This window comes from Paenibacillus sp. EB106-04-04-XG159 (assembly GCF_058791835.1).
The window spans coordinates 135,405-153,070 of sequence record NZ_JBYTDY010000005.1 but is presented as its reverse complement, the minus strand read 5'-3'; the positions used below and the strand labels follow the sequence as shown (position 1 = coordinate 153,070).

The following is a 17,666-nucleotide window of genomic DNA, read 5'->3' as shown; positions in this document are numbered from 1 at the left end:
GCTCCGCAATTCTTCATTTTACGCATCGACATGATTCCATTATCTGCCCTACAACTGGTAATAATCATGGTGGAAATGATGGAGCTATCTATTATATGATGGAGGATAGCTAGTTAACAGACTGTGAGATGTGTCGTTTTGTGTAAAATAAGTATATAATGACTTGTATCACTCTGACTTATATGTAGCGAAGGGATTGGAGTACGCATGTGTGGTATAGCTGGTATATTAAACTTCAACGGCGAACAGCCGTCTGAACATATTGTTCGCAACATGATGGACATCATTCACCATCGCGGACCGAATGACGGTAAGCTGTGGATTGGTGATCGAGTAGGACTAGGCTTTAAACGCTTGTCGATTATTGATGTGGCAGTAGGCGCTCAGCCATTGAGCAATGAAGATGATTCCGTGTGGATTATATTTAACGGAGAAATATATAACTATCTGGAGCTTCGTGAGGATCTGATCTCGCGCGGCCACCAATTCAAGACCCATACTGATACGGAAGTTATTATACATCTGTATGAAGAGCACGGAGAAGAGTGCGTGCATCATCTTCGCGGGATGTTTGGCTTCGCGATCTGGGACCGCAACAAGCAGCAGTTGTTTATTGCGCGCGATCATTTCGGAATTAAACCGGTATATTATTTTTATGATCAAGATATGTTTGTGTTCGGTTCGGAGATCAAGAGCCTGCTGACAGTGCCAGGCATGCCTCGCGACATTAATATGAACGGATTGTACAATTATTTGACGTTCCAATATGTTCCGGATCCAGAGACGATGTACGCTGGCATCTATAAGCTTCCTCCAGCTCATTCCATCACGATTCCATTCGAAGGCAAGCCGCAGCTCCGCAAATATTGGGACCCGATGTTTGCGCCTGTGGATCGTCCGCTGGAACAAGTGCTGGATGAGATTCGCCATGTGATGCATGATTCGGTGAAGAATCATCTTCACAGCGAGGTGGAGCGCGGATGCTTCCTGTCAAGCGGGATTGATTCGACAATTACTTCAACGTTGATGCGTTCGATGGAGCCGATCAAGACGTTCAGCGTCGGCTTCGAGGGAGCGAACAATGAGACGATTATCGCTCGCGATACAGCCCGTCAGATCGATACGGAGCATTATGATCGGATGATTACGCAGGAAATGTATTTTGATGCGGTGCCACGTGCGATCTGGCACTTGGATGAGCCAGTTGCGGACCCATCGGCAATTGCGCTGTATGAAGTAGCGCGTCTGGCGAAGGAGCATGTCACCGTCGTCTTGTCCGGTGAAGGCGCGGACGAGCTGTTCGGCGGATACCGGATCTATCGTGAGCCGCAATCACTGCGCTACCTATCCTGGATGCCGGAGGGGATGCAGAGCTCGTTGAACGCGATTCTGCGCAAGCTGCCTAACTTCTACGGCCGCAACTATTTGCTGCGCGGCACTACGCCGCTGGAGAAGCGCTTCCTGGGCAACGCCAACATCTTCTCGGATGACGCGAAGCCGGTGCTGCTGCGCGCTGGTGCGGAGGAGCTGGCGTCGTTTACGAAACCATTTGATAAAGCGAAGCTCTATTATGATCGAACAGCTCATCTGGACCCTGTGTCCCGTATGCAGTATATCGATATGAATCTGTGGATGCCGGGCGACATTCTGATGAAGGCGGACAAGCTGACGATGGCGCACTCGCTCGAGCTGCGCGTGCCGTTCCTCGACCGCAAGGTGTTTGAAGTAGCGCGCACGATCCCGATGAAATATCGGATTGCCAACGGTACGACGAAGTATGCGCTGCGCAAAGCGATGGAGGGCATCATTCCAGATTCGGTGCTGAACCGTCCGAAGCTGGGCTTCCCTGTGCCAATGCGCGACTGGCTGAAGACAGAGCGCGCGGATATTATGTGGGAGCAGATGACAGCGAGCGGTATTGATCCGATCATTAATATGACACGGGTGGAAAATATGTTCCGCATGCACAAGGCAGGACAAGGCGATTATTCGCGCAAACTGTGGGTGCTGTACGTATTTGCCTTATGGCATGCGACTTATATGAAACGCGGATCATAAGATGAATGACAGAGAGGCCTCCGCCATGAATATGACGGAGGCCTCTTGACTGTATACAAGACAAGCGGAAGAATACATAGCTTGAACCGGAATACATGATAAGGAAGGAGGTGGCAGAATGCGCATGTGGACATGGTTGACTAGAATCGACCCGATCACGAAAGGGATCTGGCTGTTGAGCACGGGCTTGGCGGTCATGTTGACGATGTCGCTGTTCGGTCAACTGGTGTGGTTCCTGTCGGTCGTGCTGCTGGCGCTGAGCGGCGCGGGATGGTCCCGGCGGCAGTGGAATATGCTCGGCCTATGGATCTTGGGCTTCGGTGTGCCGCTCTTCGTCTTTCAATGGCTGGTGCTGCCGGGTGAAACGGCAGTATGGCCGGATGTAACCGGCGGGGTGCTGACCGAGGAGGCGATGGTCGCCTCGGCGGCGTTAACGCTAAGATCGATGACCCTGTTTGCGTCATCGATCCTGTACGCGACAACCACGGAGCCCCGCGATGTGGTCGCCGCGCTGGTGGGGCGGCTGCATGTGCCGGAACGGCTCGCCTATGCCGCCGCCATCGCCCTTCGCTTCGTGCCGCTATTGATCGGCGAAGCGGAAGAGATTCGCCACGCGCAGCGGCTGCGGCGCAAGACGCCGCTGCGCGGGCTTGGCGGGCGGCTCAGCGCTGCCCGCCAACTGCTGCCGGCCGTGGCCCAGTCCGCGCTGCGCCACGTCCACGGCGTATCCGCCGCGATGGAGGCGAAGCGCTTCGGCACGGCCGGGCGGCGCACCGTGTGGCGGCAGCTGCGCATTATGCCGCTGGGCGCCGGGCTGGCGGCGGCCTCGATGCTGGCCGCCGCCGCTTCGATCTGGATGCTGTGATGGGCTTAGCCTTCATCCAGCCCAGCAATTAATGCTTGCATTTTATCATGGCACCTAGTATTTTATATATTGTTAACCATAATATATAAAGGATAGGTGAACAATGAATAGTCGGAATTCAATAATACAGCGTTTTACGATGAACGAATGGGTTCTAATGGCGTTGCTGGCGGCGGCTAATGGTGCAGCTACCACCTTGCTGGCCTATGTCAATAAGCTGCTGAATGTATGGGGAGGACCTATTCTTACGTCAACAATAGTTGGTGTTTATGTGGTGTACGGTGTACTGGCTATGTATATCATTCGTAAGCCTGGCGCATCGTTGTTTACATATGCGATTGGAGCACTTATTCAGATCATGATGGGAAATGCATACGGCGCCTGGTCTGCGATTGCAGCGGCAGCATGTTATGCGGTAGTTGCGGAACCCTTATTCTACTTATACAAATATCGTCAACTGACTTGGACGCGAATGATGTTCATCGGAACAGCGATGGTGCCGCTCTGGTTTATAGTTGCTTCCTTCATGTTCGGGTATATTGCGTATGCGCCGAGTGTGCTCGTCATTACGTTAATTGTACGCTGCTTGAGCGGAATGCTGCTGTGTGGAGCGTTGACGAAGTGGCTGGGAGATCGACTTGCGGGTACACGCTATGTGCGTTCATTTGCAATCGGTCAACACTTAAGTAAAGATTGAATCATTCATTTAGGCTTAATTAACCCTATTATTGTAATCGAGAGGTGACGCTCTAATGGAACGTAATCAACAGCAAACGCTTCAGACGGAGCGGCTTCATACGGATGCCAATCAGAAGGTCATGCACTTATCGTGCGTGACCTTTAGCTATGTTGGTGAAACTAAAGCTGTTCTTGATTGTTGTTCGGGTGTAGTATGGGAAGGAGCTGTCGTTATCATCAGCGGCCGCAATGGCAGCGGCAAGTCGACGCTGTGTCGATTGTTAGCTGATCTGATGACCCCGCTAGATGGGACGATAAGCGGGTCGTTGCATCGGGGCGATGATCCCAAGCCACTGATTGGCTATATCGGGGGCGAGCTCGCGCAGCAGTTTGTCATCGGCACCGTTGAGGATGAGTTGGCGTTCGGACCGGAGAATCTTGGCTTGGCGCGAGAGGAGATCGATCGCCGGGTAGAACGCGAGCTTCATGCTGTGAACATGGTGCGCTATCGTGACAAGCGTGTTGAGCATCTGTCTGGGGGACAGCAGCAGCGAGTGGCTGCCGCCGCCGTATGGACAATGGAGCCGGAAGTACTCATAATAGACGATGCATGGAGCGCATTGGACACGGATGGACGACTGCGTTTCACCGATGCTGTCTATCGTTGGTTCAATGGAACACACAGCGATCCATCAGGGTTACGAGCAAGGACGTTGATCGTATCTACGGCACGCAAGTCGGATCTGGATGCAAGTCATCCACTCTGGGAAAGAGCGGAGCATTGGACATTGGAAGACGGTCGCTTGCATTTGCCGAGTAAAATGGAGTCCGCTTCTGCTGTTGATGCTGGTACTGCTGATAATATTGTTGAACGGTTAGATGCGGAACGGGATGCACTGTTGCCTACAACCGCTATAACTTCGGATTCTGCAGGAACGCTAATTCTCAAATTCAACGGAGTAACCGCGCGTTATCGCAATGGATATATGGCGCTTCGAGACGCCCATGGACTGGCGATGCCTGGAGATGGGATTGTACTCCGCGGCAGCAATGGTGCGGGTAAATCCTCGTTGCTGAAGGTGTTAAGCGGAGCCCTGCGCCAATATAAAGGAACTATACATATTCACGGACAAGACTTGAAGCGTCTCAAGCCGCATGAACTGGCAGGATTGATCGGGTATGTACCGCAGCGTGCTGCTGCCTCATTTATGACCGAACGGGTAGTAGATGAGTGTATGGATGTATATCGGGAGCTGGCTATATCTGAAATAGATGGTGAGGCATGGTGTTTGGAGCAGCTGCAGGCCATGGGACTGCAAGAGTTCGCTCATTATCATCCGCATGACTTATCCGTTTCCTTGCAGCGCAGGCTGAGTCTCTGGATTGCCGCTGTTCATCGACCTGTACTGCTGCTCTTAGACGAGCCGACAGCAGGTCTAGATGAGATCGCCGCGCGAGAGGTGATCTCATGGTGCAACCGTGAACGTGCGCGAGGGGCGGCAGTGATTGCCGTAACCCATGACCCTCTATGGCTTGGGGATGCGATGTGGAAGCAATGGCATGCTGAGAATGGATCGATTCAGCCCGTGTAAACTAGGAGGGATGACACTAGATGAAGCATAATAAACAGCGGGAAGGAGCTGGAATAGACAAGATGGACGATAAGAAGGCTCTGCAGGGACATGGCGCAACGATGCGTCCTGGCCGAGCGCGGCAGATGGTTACTTTGGCGCTCCTGCTGTCTACATTTTTAGCGGCAATTGAGGTTACGGTTGTGAGTACGGCGATGCCTAAGATCGTGGCAGATCTCAGCGGTCTAGAGTTGATTAGCTGGATATATGCCTCTTATCTGCTTACGACTGCGGTATCTACGCCGTTGTTCGGCAAGCTGTCTGATTTGTTCGGTCGGAAAAATATATTCATCTTCGGCTCTGTGCTGTTTGTGTTAGGATCGATGCTGTGCGGATTATCGCAAAATATGACGCAAATGATCATATTCCGGGCGATTCAGGGGATAGGCGCCGGGGCCTTAATGCCCGTCACCTTTACAATCGTCGGAGATATCTATAACTATGAGGAGCGAGCCAAGATTCAAGGGCTGTTCAGTTCAATCTGGGGGATTGCTGGACTAGTTGGTCCTCTCGTTGGGGGATTCTTCGTTGATTCGTTATCCTGGCATTGGATCTTCTACTTCAACGTTCCATTTGGCATTATATCGGTGTGGATGATCGCAGTATTATTCCATGAAAATGTGGAGCGGAAAAAGAAGACTGTAGACTATGCGGGGGCAGCGACTTTTACGGTCGGGATGACCGCCTTTCTATTCATTCTAATTGCTGGCGGACAGAGTATTCCGTGGAATTCGCCGGTTATTTATATATTGATTGCAACTGCGGTCGTGTTCTTGACTTGGTTCGTGTTCATTGAACGGCGCGCGGCGGAACCGATGGTGCCGTTTGAGCTGTTTAAGGTTCGCGATATTGCGGTATCGAACTTGGTGGGATTCTTGGCAAGCGCAGTGCTGATGGGAATTAACTCTTATCTTCCGCTCTGGATACAGGGCGTTCTTGGACAGAGCGCGAAGAGCTCGGGGCTCTCGCTTACGCCAATGTCCATTGGTTGGCTTATTGGCTCGATTATCGGCGCGCGCATGCTTCTTAAGAGTGGAGGCAGGCTGACTACGGCATTTGGCACATCCTTTATCGTGATCAGTGCTACATGGTTGGCATTGATAACAGGACAGTCTTCAGTCTGGATGATTATACTGCTGATGACCTTGGCAGGGCTGGGCTTCGGATTCTCGTTCACGGCGTTTACGATCATCGTGCAGTCCTCTGTTCCGTGGAATGTGCGCGGCGCCTCAACAGCGTTGAACACGTTCATCCGGACACTCGGTCAGACGATTGGGATTGCGATATTTGGCACCTATCTGAACTCTCATATCGCGGCTGCGGCGCGGCAGGCCGGGCCAGAGGTGGCAGGCAAGATCGGGAAGGAAGACCTCAATAAGCTGCTCGATCCTGAAATGACGCAGCAGTTGGCTCCCGATGTTATGAATCATCTGCGTGGATTCCTGGAGAGCGGGCTGCATAGTGTCTTCGTGCTGATGGCGATTATTGCTGCAGTCAGCATGTTGTCCACGCTGCTGATGCCTAAAGGAGTACGCAAACCGCAAGAGGCATCGATAGAGAATACAGGCTCATAACTTTATAGGGTAACTTGAAGAACCGATAGTCTCGTGCTGTCGGTTTTTTGACTATTTGACTAATGGGAAGATAGTAAGCGCAATATAGCTCAATATGAGGGAGGAGTTTCATGTGGACTAATAGATTGGAGGTTAGGGGCAACCACGCGGGAGTACCTGCCACAACTTGCAACAGTAATCCAGACAGTACGTGAATCTTGTGTGTTATAGACGATGTCCATAACCTGAACTGGCTGCCCCTATTTCGCAGCATTTATTGAGATGCTTTGTTGGAACATAAACGCTCCGCTTGAATCCCAAGCTTCTTTAACAAGTTGATCGCTTGTTCTTTCTCCTCTGTCGTCAGTCCGCTTAAGGCACGGTTCAGCGTGCTGGCTTGACTAGGCATGATGCGATCCATGATGTCTCTGCCTTCATCCGTCATCTCTGCATAGATGACGCGACGATCCTTGTTGCAAGGATGACGGCGCAGATAGCCATTGCGCTCAAGCTTGTCTATAACATAGGTAACATTGCCGCTTTGCAGCAGCAGTTTTGATCCAATTTGTTGAATTGGCTGCGGACCCTTGTGATATAGCATTTCGAGTACCGCAAAGTCTGTTGGATTGAAGCCTTCATTTTTGCAATTGGCAGCAGAGTGATCGGATACGCTCTTGAACGCTTTGGACAAGACGCGGTACAAGTGCATGGAGGCTTCTGTTTCATGATCTACACGTTCTTGCATGTTGATCCCACCTTTTTTAGTCACAATCTGTGATAATGATTTCATGATATTATGGAATTGTAATTTATAACATGTCATTAATCACATTTGTGAAAGCTTGAACGCATTAAAATTGAAGTTTTTAAAAACTTTGTATTGTGTAAGCTTGTTAGTAAGGATAAGGGAGGCGAATGAGATGACTAATCAGATGAAGGCAATATTAGTGAACGATGAACAGAAATTGTACATAGGAACTTGGGAGAAGCCCGTGTGCGGTCCTGGCGAGCTTCTAGTTCGAGTTCATGCAACGGCGGTAAACCGCGCAGACTTGCTGCAGAAGAGAGGGAAGTATGAAGTGCCTAAGGGCGCATCTCCTATTCTGGGGCTCGAGATGTCCGGTGTGATTGAGGAAGTCGGAGAAGGCGTCAAGAACTGGGAAGCAGGCAATCATGTAGCTGCGCTGCTGAATGGCGGGGGCTATGCTGAATATGTTGTCATTCCTGAGGATATGGCGATTGCGATTCCTGATAAGATCCATCTAACAGAAGCTGCCGCAATCCCTGAGGTGTTCTTGACGGCTTATCTCAATATGATTCAGCTTGGCAAGCTGAAGGCGGGCGAGCGAATTCTGATTCATGCCGCGGCAAGCGGTGTAGGCACTGCGGCAATCCAAATCGCGAAAGCTGTCGGAGCCTACGTGATCGCAACTGCCGGTACGGATGAAAAATGCGAGGTCGTAAGCAGACTTGGAGCTGATACGGATATCAATTATCAGAATCAATCCTTCCGCGAGGAAGTTCTTCGTCTGACGAAGGGCGAAGGCGTGCAGCTGATTATGGATCCGGTAGGTCCAGCTTACTGGCAGGACAATATGGACGTGCTGTCGGTAGACGGTCGCATCATCTTGTTTGGGGCGTTAAGCGGTTCGAAGGTGGAACAATTGGACATCATGCCGGCTATGATCAAGCGAATTCACATTATCGCTAGTACGCTGCGGGGATTGCCTCATGAGCGCAAGGTGGAATTGACGCGCAGCTTTGTGCAGTGGGCGATGCCGCTGTTCAAGTCTGAAGCGATGCAGCCCGTTATTGATTCGGTATGGGATGCGGAGGAAGCGAACGAAGCTCATAAGCGAATGGAGGCCAATCTTAACATCGGCAAGATGATTATATTAATGCATTAACTAGTAAAGCTACTGCAGGTCGGCTGTCGTAAGAGAGGGGAAAGGCATGTCTGTATTAGATGTAAACATAGAAGAAGCTGGCTATGATCAAGGTGATATCAAGATTAGAAATATACAGTTCGAAGTAGAACCAGGGCAATTAGTTGGTATTATTGGACCCAATGGTGCAGGTAAGAGCACGACGATCAAGACGGTAATGGGTGTGATGCGGCATGTAAAAGGCACGATTCGAGTCGGCGGAGATGGCGGCTATGCATACGTGCCTGAGCAGCCTGTGCTCTATGAAACGATGACGCTATGGGAGCATCTAGAGCTTGCGGCTGCGGCTTTCAAGCTGCCGAGAGACGTATTTGAACGGCGGGCGCATGAGCTCCTCGAGCGCTTTCAGCTTGAGGAAGTGGTGCATCACTATCCGACAAGCTTCTCGAAGGGGATGCAGCAGAAGCTGATGCTGATCATAGCCTTCATGCTGAAGCCGTCGCTCTACATCGTGGACGAGCCGTTCATCGGTCTCGATCCGCGTGCGACAAGGCGCTTGCTCGACATGCTGCAGGCCGCCCGAGAGCAGGGCGCAGGTGTGTTAATGAGCACGCATGTATTGGATACCGCCGAGCGGATCTGCGATACATTCATTCTGATCCATCAAGGTGGAATTGTCGCTCAGGGAACCTTCGAGGATATCCGTAACCAGTGCGAGCTGCCGCAGGGAAGCTTGATGGACTGCTTCGAGGTGCTGACGTGAAGCCGGCAGGGTTAGCGCTGCGCCGATGGCGTCACAATATGACATTTCAGTGGAAGACGGCGAGCACGGTGCTTGATTGGACGGTGATGCTGTACTTCATCGTGCCGGCGCTTCTCTTGGGCGGCAAGTTCTACGCCGATTGGTGGCTTAAGCCGTTGGAAGTGCCGCCTATGCTGCAGGAAATGCAATTGTGGGTATACCTATTTCTCCTGCCTATCTTCTGGTCTCGCTTGCGAACCTGGCAAGAAGCGGGGGATATCTTATTTCTGCGTCAGCTGCCTGCATGGTGGCGCTCCTTTATTCGTTTTGGCATCGTGGAAATGATGCTTCGACAAGCGCTGATCGTTCTGCTCTTGACCCTCGCGGCGCTCCCATGGATGCTCAAGGCGTTCGGCATATCTCCCGCTGTTGTGATAAGCACGGCATTCTTGGCATGGTTATGGTCATGCTTGAAGGCGATGGCAGTCAACCAGATTCAAGTTCGATTCCACGGCTGGCCCATGAAGATTGCGAGCTCGTTAACGGTGATGCTGGCGATAGTCATCTTCCGCCTCCTGTTGGTACCAGCAGGTGAAACGATATTAGGCACCTCTACGGCAGTCATCCTGCTTGCAGGAGCGCTTATTCCTTGCTGCATATGGCGGACGCGCGCTTCGTATACCTTCGAGCGCGATATCGATCTAGAGACGGATTATAAGATGAAGCTGACGAACCTTCTGTTGTCTCAAGCTGTGGAGAAGCCTCCGCGCAGGAGGAAAGGGAAACGCCCTCTATTGTTCCGCAAATCGGGTTATCTAATGGAAACGAAGACGAGCGGCGTCACGATCGGAGCCATCGCGGTCAAGACCTTATGGCGCAGCGGAGCGCATATTAGCTTCTACCTGCAGTTGACCGGGGTAGGGGCCGCGGCGATCATAATCAGCACGCTTAAGGCAGCGCCGCTATTATATCTCGTGCTGCCTGTGATGGGCGTCGTGCTCGGATACTGGCTCAACAGCTATTGGCGTGAATTGCTGTCTAGCGAGGCATGGAGCCTATACGTATTTTCAGCTGCTGATCTGCATGAGGGGGCCGTTCATTTTATACGAATCAATGCAGTTGTTCCCGCAATTATATGGTCCTTCTCTGCTGCTGTTTGGATGCCTGAGGTTAGCGATAAATTGTTAGTGTTTGCCGCAGGGATTGCCGTAACGGTCTGGGTATGCGCGCGAGTCATGAAAATGAGAGGCTGGAAAGTCAAAGAAACCATCGAGTTGGGTTGATTGGCTCATTCTAGGGCATATTAACAATGAATGCTCTAGAATGGAGGTGTCAACCATGCGCGAAGCAATTATTCGTTTCCGTTTCGAAGATGCGGGAAATGCACAGTTAGCTTATGAGATGATGCGGGAATTGAACTATACGCCGGTTATGGAAACGGGTGACCATGTCTTTCATATTCATCTGAATCGTCAAGATTTAACTTCCGCTCTGGAAATTGCCGCAGCTTATGGCGGTTCGCTGGTTGAGGAAGGAGAAGTCAACGAACAAATGATCTACGATGAAGCATATGGCTTGGATCTAATCCCAATTCCCGCTCATCTCGTCAATGAGGATTGGGCGGAGGATGATGGATATGCCAGAGCGACAGCTGCCTTTGACGATCTATCGCTGCGGGATGAGGATGCCGAAGGATGGAACGATGAGGAAAGCACGAATCATTTTCCTGGCGGCGTGCATATCTGATTCACGAGCGGAAGTGCAAGAGGGACACCTTCTCCTAAGAAAGGGGTCCCTCTTCTTGCTATTCTAGAGCAGCTCCATATTATAGTTGCTTAGTGGATGCATGCTTGCCTGCAGCATATCCGGTTGAGAATGCCGCTGTAATGTTGTAGCCGCCTGTGTAGCCGTGTATATCCAGTATTTCTCCGCAGAAGTATAGTCCTTCAATAAGCTTGGACTGCATCGACTTCGGATCGATCTCCTTCAGGTTGACACCGCCGCCAGTGACGAACGCATCTTCAATGGATAGCGTCCCATACACCCGGATGGGGAATCGCTTCATCAGCTTAGCGAGCTGCAGCCACTCTTGCTTCGGAATATGATCGTACGTCAACTGCTCGTCCAGCCCGGATTGCTGCAGCAGAATCGGCACGATTCGTTCCGGCAGATAGACCTTCAATATATTCTTGATCGCTTTCTTAGGCTCTAGCTTCGTGAGCTTCAGCGTCTCCTGATAGACTTCATCTGCACTCATATCCGGCTTAAAATCAATCGATACTTCTACATTGCCGACCTGAAACTGCTTCAGCGCTTTTACGACAAACTGACTGCATCTTAACGCAATAGGTCCCGATATTCCGAAGTGAGTGAACAGCATATCGCCTTGATGCTCAATCAGCTTCTTCCCTTTAGGGTTCCATACAGACAGCGATACATCTCGAAGTGACAGCCCTTGCAGTTCTTTGCTCTGAATAAAGGGTTCGTTGGACGTCAGAGGGACCTCAGTGGGAAATAGCTCCGTTATCGTATGACCGCCTGCTTCAGCCCATTTATAACCATCGCCGGTTGAACCTGTTTGAGGGACGGACTTTCCTCCGGAAGCGACGATGACGTTCTTACTGCGTATCACATCCCCATTTCTAAGCCGCACGCCAGCTACTTGATTATCCTCATAGATGATCTTGTCGACAGGGGCGTTCAGCATCATCTTCACACCCTGCTTGCGCACCTGATTCACAAGGGTATCAACCACTGTCTTGGCCTTGTCAGAGACAGGGAACATGCGTCCGTTATCTTCTTCCTTCAGCTTAATGCCTAGATTCTCGAAGAATTGGATAATTTCTTTGTTGCCAAATTGAGTGAGTGTGCTGTATAAGAATCTCCCGTTGCCAGGGATATGCTTCACGAGATCATCGAGTTCTTTATTGTTCGTCACATTGCATCTGCCGCCGCCGGAGATCCCCAGCTTACGACCCAGCTTGTCGCCTTTGTCCAAGAGAAGAACACTGGCGCCGCTCTTGCTGGCTGAGATGCTGGCCATTAATCCAGCCGAGCCTCCGCCTATTACAATTACATCATATTTCATAGTATAAACTCCTAAGCGATTGTATTTAATATAGATTGTATCATTGTAGCCCTAACTAATCCTATTGCAACCGTAGATCCATAATATTTGAGAAAATATGACCGTTACCGATTGTTTCCGACTCTATTCTGTGTTTTAATCTAGGCATAGTGGACATATTTGGAAGGTGGAATAGCGATCGTGTTAGTTGCACTGAAGGAAACATTGCTGCAAGTTTTTATCGCTTGCCTCCCAGCATTTGCGTGTCAGATTTATTTAATGAAGCCGTCTCGAATTACGAAGGCTCATATTTACATCGGTTTTTTCTCCGTTATTTCTGTGCTGCTGTGTATGATGTTCTCTTTCTACTATTATAAAACCACTGCACATCCCTTCGACTTTCGGTTAATTCCGTATGCTATAGGGATCTTGTATGGCGGTTATCGTATAGGAGCGGGTATCGTACTGTTATACATCCTCATCCTGTATGGATTTGATTATGCGCAGCTCACACAGCCTCTTTGGACAGACCCGTTGCTGTATATTACGCTAGTCCTGTTCTTCTATATTAATCGGTTCCGAACCTCTAATCTGGGCATGCGGATTTATATTATCATGAATTTCGCTTTGCTTGGAATGGTCTTGTATATCGCCTTCTATTCCTTGGAGCTATGGGAGAACAACATTCATTTTCAATCCAACGTATTTCTGTTCATGGCTATGTTTGGCTTCGTATTTATGATTGCGGCCTGCTCTATCGTTTATTTTATTGAAAGTATGCGGGAGAAGGCTTATTTTCAGCTGGGATATTTAAATATGTCGCATAAGTATCGCCAAGAGATGCAGAAGCTGAACCATGTAATGGATACAACCCCTCTAGGTGTAATCGCAGTCAATGCGAATGCCGAGATCACCAATATGAATCAGACACTTCTCAATATTATTAAGGAACATAGCGGTCAATATGAGCTGAAAGAGTTCATTGGTCAGTCATATCGGGATATATTCAAGAAGGTTAGACTTTGGGATTCGGATGACCTTCTGATCTTTCGAGTGCTTCGAGGAGAGCCGCAGCAGAGTGAGGTGCGCATTATCGGGGATCGTACCTATTTTGTTCATACGAATTCCATGAAGAATCCAGAGACAGAAGAGATCGTAGGCGCAGTGGGGATGCTGCATGATATTACAGAACTAACTCAGCTTCGAGCGGAGATTGGCAATATGGAACGGCTCAGCCTCGTTGGACAGATGGCAGCCAGCATAACGCACGAGATTCGCAATCCGATGGCTGTCGTACGCGGCTTTATTCAGCTAATGAAGGAGAAGAATCCCGGGCATATGGAAGAGTACTATAACATCGTGATGGAGGAGCTGGATCGGGCAAACGGAATTATTAACGATTTCCTGTCGCTTGCTCAGGATCGCATCGTCAAGAAAGAGGAGACTCAGCTTCATGAGCTGATCCACCATGTAGCGCCATTGCTGTGGGCGGATGCCCATCTTCGCGGTCAAGAGATTGTATTGGAGCTTGGAGATTCTGTTCCAGAGCTGTTGCTGAATCCGAAGGAAATGAAGCAGCTCATCCTGAATCTGGCTCGAAATGGGATGGAAGCCATGCCAGAAAAGGGCGTATTGACGATTGCCACCCAATACGATGAGAAATTGTCCACAGTAGAGCTAATAGTGAGCGATACCGGCTCTGGGATATCAGAACAGATCAGAGAGAAGCTGTTCGAGCCATTTTACACGACGAAGACGAAAGGTACGGGTCTTGGATTGCCATTGTGTCTAAGTATAGTAGAGCGGCATAATGGGACGATACGAGTGGAATCGGAGCTTGGCAAGGGAACTAGTTTCATCGTTGCGTTTAGAACGAGTAAACAGCAGGTGGAGGCGGCTGGCGGCGACCTTGAATTGTTGCAGCTTCAGGCGCATACCGTTTAGTTTATTTCACGCTCATTAGGATCATGGAGTTTCATACGGCTCTAGTATATGTTCTTAGTGTCAGAGTGAGGTTACGTATACATGATCGGACTATGGTAAAATAAAGGCAAGTTCTGGAGCTTGGCGCATCATTGATGGATAAACGGAGGATCATGCATGAATGTAATACAACTAGGGCCGCTTACGCTGCAGGGTGACTTATTGGCAGTGATTGCGAGCGTGCTCATAGCAGCTGTTGCTATGGCGCTTCGTCTTAAGCTGGAGAGCAAGTCACCGCGGCAGATCTTGGATTGGACTCTTACGGTTATGATTGTATTGGTCCTTAATCTGAAGTTCGGATATCTATGGGAGAGTCCATCTGTTATATGGGAGCAGCCGAAGGCGCTGTTATTCTTGAGCGGAACCTCGATGAGCGGTAATGTACTGTTAACAATCGGACTGCTGGCTTGGACGGCATCGTATATTCGAAGATCGCGCATCCCCATATCAGAGTTCACAGATACAGTGTCGCATGGACTGTTGATGGGGCTTGCAGGATTCGGGTTCTTCTATTCCTACATGGGATCGCCGACCCCTGGTCTAACGCCGGTGCCGCTGCCGGCAACGATGCAGGCGTCGCTGCCGGCAGTAGAGTCGATCCTAGCTCTGCTGCTGCTTATGGGCTTATGGATTCGCAGACGTCCTATCGGTACCTACTCGGATGCGTTGATTACCACGCTCTCGGTTGGGTCGATCGGCATGCTGCTGAGTTATGCAACGGCGCAGGAATCACTGTGGTTAGGCTTGTCCCTGCTGCAGTGGGGCTATGTATCTCTGCTTCTGATCGGTTATATCATTCTGCGCTCGAAGGAGCAGATCGCCGCAGAAGGTCCAGCTATATCGGATCCGCTGGAGAACGCAGAGAATCATATGGGATAAAGGAATCTTTCCGTACGCATAATACGAATGAATATGTGACGGAAAGGAGGCAATCCCATGTCTCAAGATTCAAAGGCACAGCAGCGCCAGCAGAAGCAGAAACCAGGCGCCGCTAACCGCAGCGGCGGTTCTGTCGATAAGAAGCTGAACGGACCTAACCGTCCTTCCACCTAGGAAAAAGCCCTTTGTTTGCTTGATTTCCCTCCTTGGCCTAGATACAATAATAACGATAGAGAACGGGAGGGGCGTTCTGTCTACTATCGGATATTATTTATTAGGAGTGAATAAAGATGTCGATGTCATTTGAGCAATATATGCGCGATATGGTACAGCCTATGCGTGATGAATTGACGAGAGTGGGCTTTGTCGAGTTGACGACGCCTGAAGAAGTGGAAGAGAAGCTTCCAACAGCTAAAGGTACATCGCTTGTTGTGATTAACTCTGTATGCGGCTGTGCGGCGGGACTTTGCCGTCCGGGCGCGCGCAAGTCGCTGGAGTTCGAGGTGACACCTGATCACCTGTTTACTGTATTTGCTGGGCAGGATAAGGAAGCTACAGCTAAGGCTCGTGAGTACTTCGCGCCGTATCCGCCTTCTTCTCCTTCCATCGCTCTGATGAAAGATGGAGAGCTCGTGCACTTTATCGAGCGTCACGGTATAGAAAACCGTTCCGCTGAAGAGATCTCAGCTGAACTGACGGCAGCTTACGATCGTTTCTGCCGTTAAGATAAGGAATAGGAAGCCGGGGGCTGCATCCATCAAGAATGGAGCAGCCTCTCGCTGCGCCATCGGGCATATTCGGCCCTTAGGAGAAATCCAAGCCATTATGATGCATCTGCATATGAGTATAATAATGTTTGTTGTCTGAAGAGAGCAGTGCCCTGCTGTTAGCATGATTGATCCATGCTGCGGCGGGGTTATACATAGAAGAGCTATTCGACTTGTCTAACAAGTGATATATATATTAAGCAATAGGAGGAGTGGAATGATGAGCATGCAGGAAGAGATAGTGAAGAGATTTGGCGTGAAGCCGCAGATCGATGAGGCGGAGGAGGTTCGCACCCGAGTTGATTTCTTGAAGCAATACGTGAAGCAGTCCGGTACAACGGGATTGTTGATTGCCATCAGCGGCGGAATTGACAGTGCAGTTGCAACTGGCTTGTGTAAACTTGCCACAGATGAGTTGACAGCAGAGACTGGACAGCCCTATATGACGCTGGGCGTGTTCCAGCCTTACGGAGAGCAAGCGGACATTCAAGACAGTTATGCGACCGCGAAAGCATTCAACCTGGAGCATACAGTGGAGACGAATATTGAAGATGCTGTTAATGAGGTCGTGCTTGAAACAGAGCAGGCTTTCAAGCAGATGCAGAATTATCGCCATATCAGCATCCCAGGCAAGGGAAATGTAAAGGCTCGTGTGCGCATGGTAACGCAGTATGCGCTTGCCTTCGACCTGAACCTGCTCGTCGTCGGGACAGATCATGCTTCAGAAGCGCTGACAGGCTTCTATACGAAGTGGGGCGACGGCGCGGTGGACATCACGCCGCTTAGCTCGCTGAATAAGCGCCAGGTACGTCAATTGGCTCGTTACATGGGCGTTCCGGCGAGCGTCATTGATAAAGCGCCGACCGCAGGCTTGTGGGAAGGGCAGACCGATGAGAAAGAGCTGGGCATCACGTATGAGGAGAACAGCGATTATCTCGAAGGCAAGCCGGTTTCCGATGAGGCGCAGGAGAAGATTGAGCGTCAGTATAAGAAGACGGAGCATAAGCGCTCGATGATACCAGGGATCTAAAGCGTTGTTGGCATAGAAGTCCCCATCGCAGAGGGTATGCGATGGGGACTTTTTGTGTTGCCGCGAAGCTGTGCGGGAGAAGACAGCTCCCATCGGCTGTATGAGTGGCAGCCGATGGGAGCTTGATGGGTATAGGAGGCCGGGAGCGGCTCCTGTGTCCGTTCGAGTGGGTTGCATGGCCTTTTGCAGTTATGCTGCCATCTTAGTAACTACAGCCGAAAGTAGCTTGATGCGTCGAGGGGGCAGTTAGCGGACACACGATCCGCTATTTGCAGCAAAAACCACTATTTCGGCATACTAGCGGACAGTAGAGCCGTTATTTGACTCAAATAAGCAATTTAGTGCAAGTTTTGAAGCAAATAGCGTCCCCTGTGTCCGCGAAACCCCAAAAAACACCTCGAAAACATGAAATAGCGGCTCCTATGTCCGCTCGAGTGGGCTGCATGGCCTTTGCAGTTATGCTGCCATCTTAGTAACTACAGCCGAAAGTAGCTTGATGCGTCGAGGGGGCAGTTAGCGGACACACG

The 17,666-nt window shown here is 50.4% G+C and carries 16 protein-coding genes; 14 read left to right on the top strand and 2 right to left on the bottom strand.

Annotated features, from left to right (window positions below):
* Nucleotides 1-207 precede the first annotated feature (207 nt).
* The 5 genes from asnB (at nucleotide 208) to AC3WTP_RS08145 (ending at nucleotide 6,806) form a co-directional block, all read left to right on the top strand.
* Nucleotides 208-2,058, top strand: a complete 1,851-nt coding sequence (asnB, locus tag AC3WTP_RS08165; RefSeq protein WP_492394100.1) for an asparagine synthase (glutamine-hydrolyzing) — start codon at nucleotides 208-210, stop codon at nucleotides 2,056-2,058.
* Nucleotides 2,059-2,176: 118 nt separating this feature from the next.
* On the top strand, nucleotides 2,177-2,923 hold the full coding sequence (locus AC3WTP_RS08160; protein ID WP_492394099.1) for an energy-coupling factor transporter transmembrane component T family protein: 747 nt from the start codon (nucleotides 2,177-2,179) through the stop codon (nucleotides 2,921-2,923).
* Nucleotides 2,924-3,026: 103 nt separating this feature from the next.
* Complete coding sequence (locus AC3WTP_RS08155; protein WP_492394098.1) at nucleotides 3,027-3,620, top strand: ECF transporter S component; 594 nt, start codon at nucleotides 3,027-3,029, stop codon at nucleotides 3,618-3,620.
* A 55-nt stretch (nucleotides 3,621-3,675) separates the two neighbouring features.
* Nucleotides 3,676-5,193 carry an ATP-binding cassette domain-containing protein gene (locus AC3WTP_RS08150; RefSeq protein ID WP_492394097.1) on the top strand — a complete coding sequence of 506 codons (1,518 nt, stop codon included), beginning with the start codon at nucleotides 3,676-3,678 and terminating at the stop codon, nucleotides 5,191-5,193.
* A 101-nt stretch (nucleotides 5,194-5,294) separates the two neighbouring features.
* Complete coding sequence (locus AC3WTP_RS08145) at nucleotides 5,295-6,806, top strand: MDR family MFS transporter (RefSeq protein ID WP_492394192.1); 1,512 nt, start codon at nucleotides 5,295-5,297, stop codon at nucleotides 6,804-6,806.
* Nucleotides 6,807-7,059: 253 nt separating this feature from the next.
* Here the strand turns inward: AC3WTP_RS08145 and AC3WTP_RS08140 are convergent, their stop codons facing one another.
* Entirely contained in the window at nucleotides 7,060-7,530 is a 471-nt protein-coding gene (locus tag AC3WTP_RS08140) for a MarR family winged helix-turn-helix transcriptional regulator (protein ID WP_492394096.1), read from the bottom strand.
* A 175-nt stretch (nucleotides 7,531-7,705) separates the two neighbouring features.
* On the opposite strand from AC3WTP_RS08140, the gene AC3WTP_RS08135 reads away from it, so the two are divergent.
* Genes AC3WTP_RS08135 through AC3WTP_RS08120 form a run of 4 tightly spaced genes read left to right on the top strand, consistent with a single transcriptional unit; the run spans nucleotide 7,706 to nucleotide 11,159 of the window.
* Nucleotides 7,706-8,692 (top strand): NAD(P)H-quinone oxidoreductase, encoded by a 987-nt coding sequence (locus tag AC3WTP_RS08135; RefSeq protein WP_492394095.1) that lies wholly within the window; start codon nucleotides 7,706-7,708, stop codon nucleotides 8,690-8,692.
* A gap of 46 nt (nucleotides 8,693-8,738) precedes the next feature.
* Nucleotides 8,739-9,434, top strand: a complete 696-nt coding sequence (locus AC3WTP_RS08130) for an ABC transporter ATP-binding protein (RefSeq protein WP_492394094.1) — start codon at nucleotides 8,739-8,741, stop codon at nucleotides 9,432-9,434.
* Nucleotides 9,383-10,696 (top strand): ABC transporter permease, encoded by a 1,314-nt coding sequence (locus tag AC3WTP_RS08125; protein WP_492394093.1) that lies wholly within the window; start codon nucleotides 9,383-9,385, stop codon nucleotides 10,694-10,696. The genes AC3WTP_RS08130 and AC3WTP_RS08125 overlap by 52 nt, the downstream gene beginning before the upstream one ends.
* A gap of 55 nt (nucleotides 10,697-10,751) precedes the next feature.
* Entirely contained in the window at nucleotides 10,752-11,159 is a 408-nt protein-coding gene (locus AC3WTP_RS08120) for a DNA/RNA helicase (RefSeq protein ID WP_492394092.1), read from the top strand.
* Between the two features lie 79 nt (nucleotides 11,160-11,238).
* On the opposite strand, the gene AC3WTP_RS08115 is transcribed toward AC3WTP_RS08120, so the two are convergent.
* Nucleotides 11,239-12,501 carry a BaiN/RdsA family NAD(P)/FAD-dependent oxidoreductase gene (locus tag AC3WTP_RS08115; protein ID WP_492394091.1) on the bottom strand — a complete coding sequence of 421 codons (1,263 nt, stop codon included), beginning with the start codon at nucleotides 12,499-12,501 and terminating at the stop codon, nucleotides 11,239-11,241.
* A 180-nt stretch (nucleotides 12,502-12,681) separates the two neighbouring features.
* Here AC3WTP_RS08115 and AC3WTP_RS08110 point away from each other — a divergent pair, with 180 nt between their 5' ends.
* From AC3WTP_RS08110 to nadE, 5 genes are all read left to right on the top strand, one after another.
* A complete protein-coding gene (locus tag AC3WTP_RS08110; protein WP_492394090.1) occupies nucleotides 12,682-14,424 on the top strand; it encodes a two-component system sensor histidine kinase NtrB in 1,743 nt (580 codons plus the stop codon).
* A 156-nt stretch (nucleotides 14,425-14,580) separates the two neighbouring features.
* Nucleotides 14,581-15,342 (top strand): hypothetical protein, encoded by a 762-nt coding sequence (locus tag AC3WTP_RS08105; protein ID WP_492394089.1) that lies wholly within the window; start codon nucleotides 14,581-14,583, stop codon nucleotides 15,340-15,342.
* Nucleotides 15,343-15,399: 57 nt separating this feature from the next.
* Nucleotides 15,400-15,516 carry an acid-soluble spore protein SspM gene (locus tag AC3WTP_RS08100; RefSeq protein ID WP_492394088.1) on the top strand — a complete coding sequence of 39 codons (117 nt, stop codon included), beginning with the start codon at nucleotides 15,400-15,402 and terminating at the stop codon, nucleotides 15,514-15,516.
* Between the two features lie 116 nt (nucleotides 15,517-15,632).
* Nucleotides 15,633-16,067 (top strand): BrxA/BrxB family bacilliredoxin, encoded by a 435-nt coding sequence (locus AC3WTP_RS08095; protein WP_492394087.1) that lies wholly within the window; start codon nucleotides 15,633-15,635, stop codon nucleotides 16,065-16,067.
* 262 nt (nucleotides 16,068-16,329) lie between these two features.
* Complete coding sequence (gene nadE / locus AC3WTP_RS08090; RefSeq protein ID WP_492394191.1) at nucleotides 16,330-17,139, top strand: NAD(+) synthase; 810 nt, start codon at nucleotides 16,330-16,332, stop codon at nucleotides 17,137-17,139.
* The last annotated feature ends 527 nt before the right edge of the window (nucleotides 17,140-17,666 follow it).

Coding starts and splice junctions, on each gene's coding strand:
- nadE (WP_492394191.1), top strand. CDS start 16,330: ATGAGCATGCAGGAAGAGATAGTGAAGAGATTTGGCGTGAAGCCGCAG.
- AC3WTP_RS08155 (WP_492394098.1), top strand. CDS start 3,027: ATGAATAGTCGGAATTCAATAATACAGCGTTTTACGATGAACGAATGG.
- AC3WTP_RS08095 (WP_492394087.1), top strand. CDS start 15,633: ATGTCGATGTCATTTGAGCAATATATGCGCGATATGGTACAGCCTATG.
- AC3WTP_RS08120 (WP_492394092.1), top strand. CDS start 10,752: ATGCGCGAAGCAATTATTCGTTTCCGTTTCGAAGATGCGGGAAATGCA.
- AC3WTP_RS08115 (WP_492394091.1), bottom strand. CDS start 12,501: ATGAAATATGATGTAATTGTAATAGGCGGAGGCTCGGCTGGATTAATG.
- asnB (WP_492394100.1), top strand. CDS start 208: ATGTGTGGTATAGCTGGTATATTAAACTTCAACGGCGAACAGCCGTCT.
- AC3WTP_RS08145 (WP_492394192.1), top strand. CDS start 5,295: ATGCGTCCTGGCCGAGCGCGGCAGATGGTTACTTTGGCGCTCCTGCTG.
- AC3WTP_RS08140 (WP_492394096.1), bottom strand. CDS start 7,530: ATGCAAGAACGTGTAGATCATGAAACAGAAGCCTCCATGCACTTGTAC.
- AC3WTP_RS08105 (WP_492394089.1), top strand. CDS start 14,581: ATGAATGTAATACAACTAGGGCCGCTTACGCTGCAGGGTGACTTATTG.
- AC3WTP_RS08160 (WP_492394099.1), top strand. CDS start 2,177: ATGCGCATGTGGACATGGTTGACTAGAATCGACCCGATCACGAAAGGG.
- AC3WTP_RS08150 (WP_492394097.1), top strand. CDS start 3,676: ATGGAACGTAATCAACAGCAAACGCTTCAGACGGAGCGGCTTCATACG.
- AC3WTP_RS08100 (WP_492394088.1), top strand. CDS start 15,400: ATGTCTCAAGATTCAAAGGCACAGCAGCGCCAGCAGAAGCAGAAACCA.
- AC3WTP_RS08130 (WP_492394094.1), top strand. CDS start 8,739: ATGTCTGTATTAGATGTAAACATAGAAGAAGCTGGCTATGATCAAGGT.
- AC3WTP_RS08135 (WP_492394095.1), top strand. CDS start 7,706: ATGACTAATCAGATGAAGGCAATATTAGTGAACGATGAACAGAAATTG.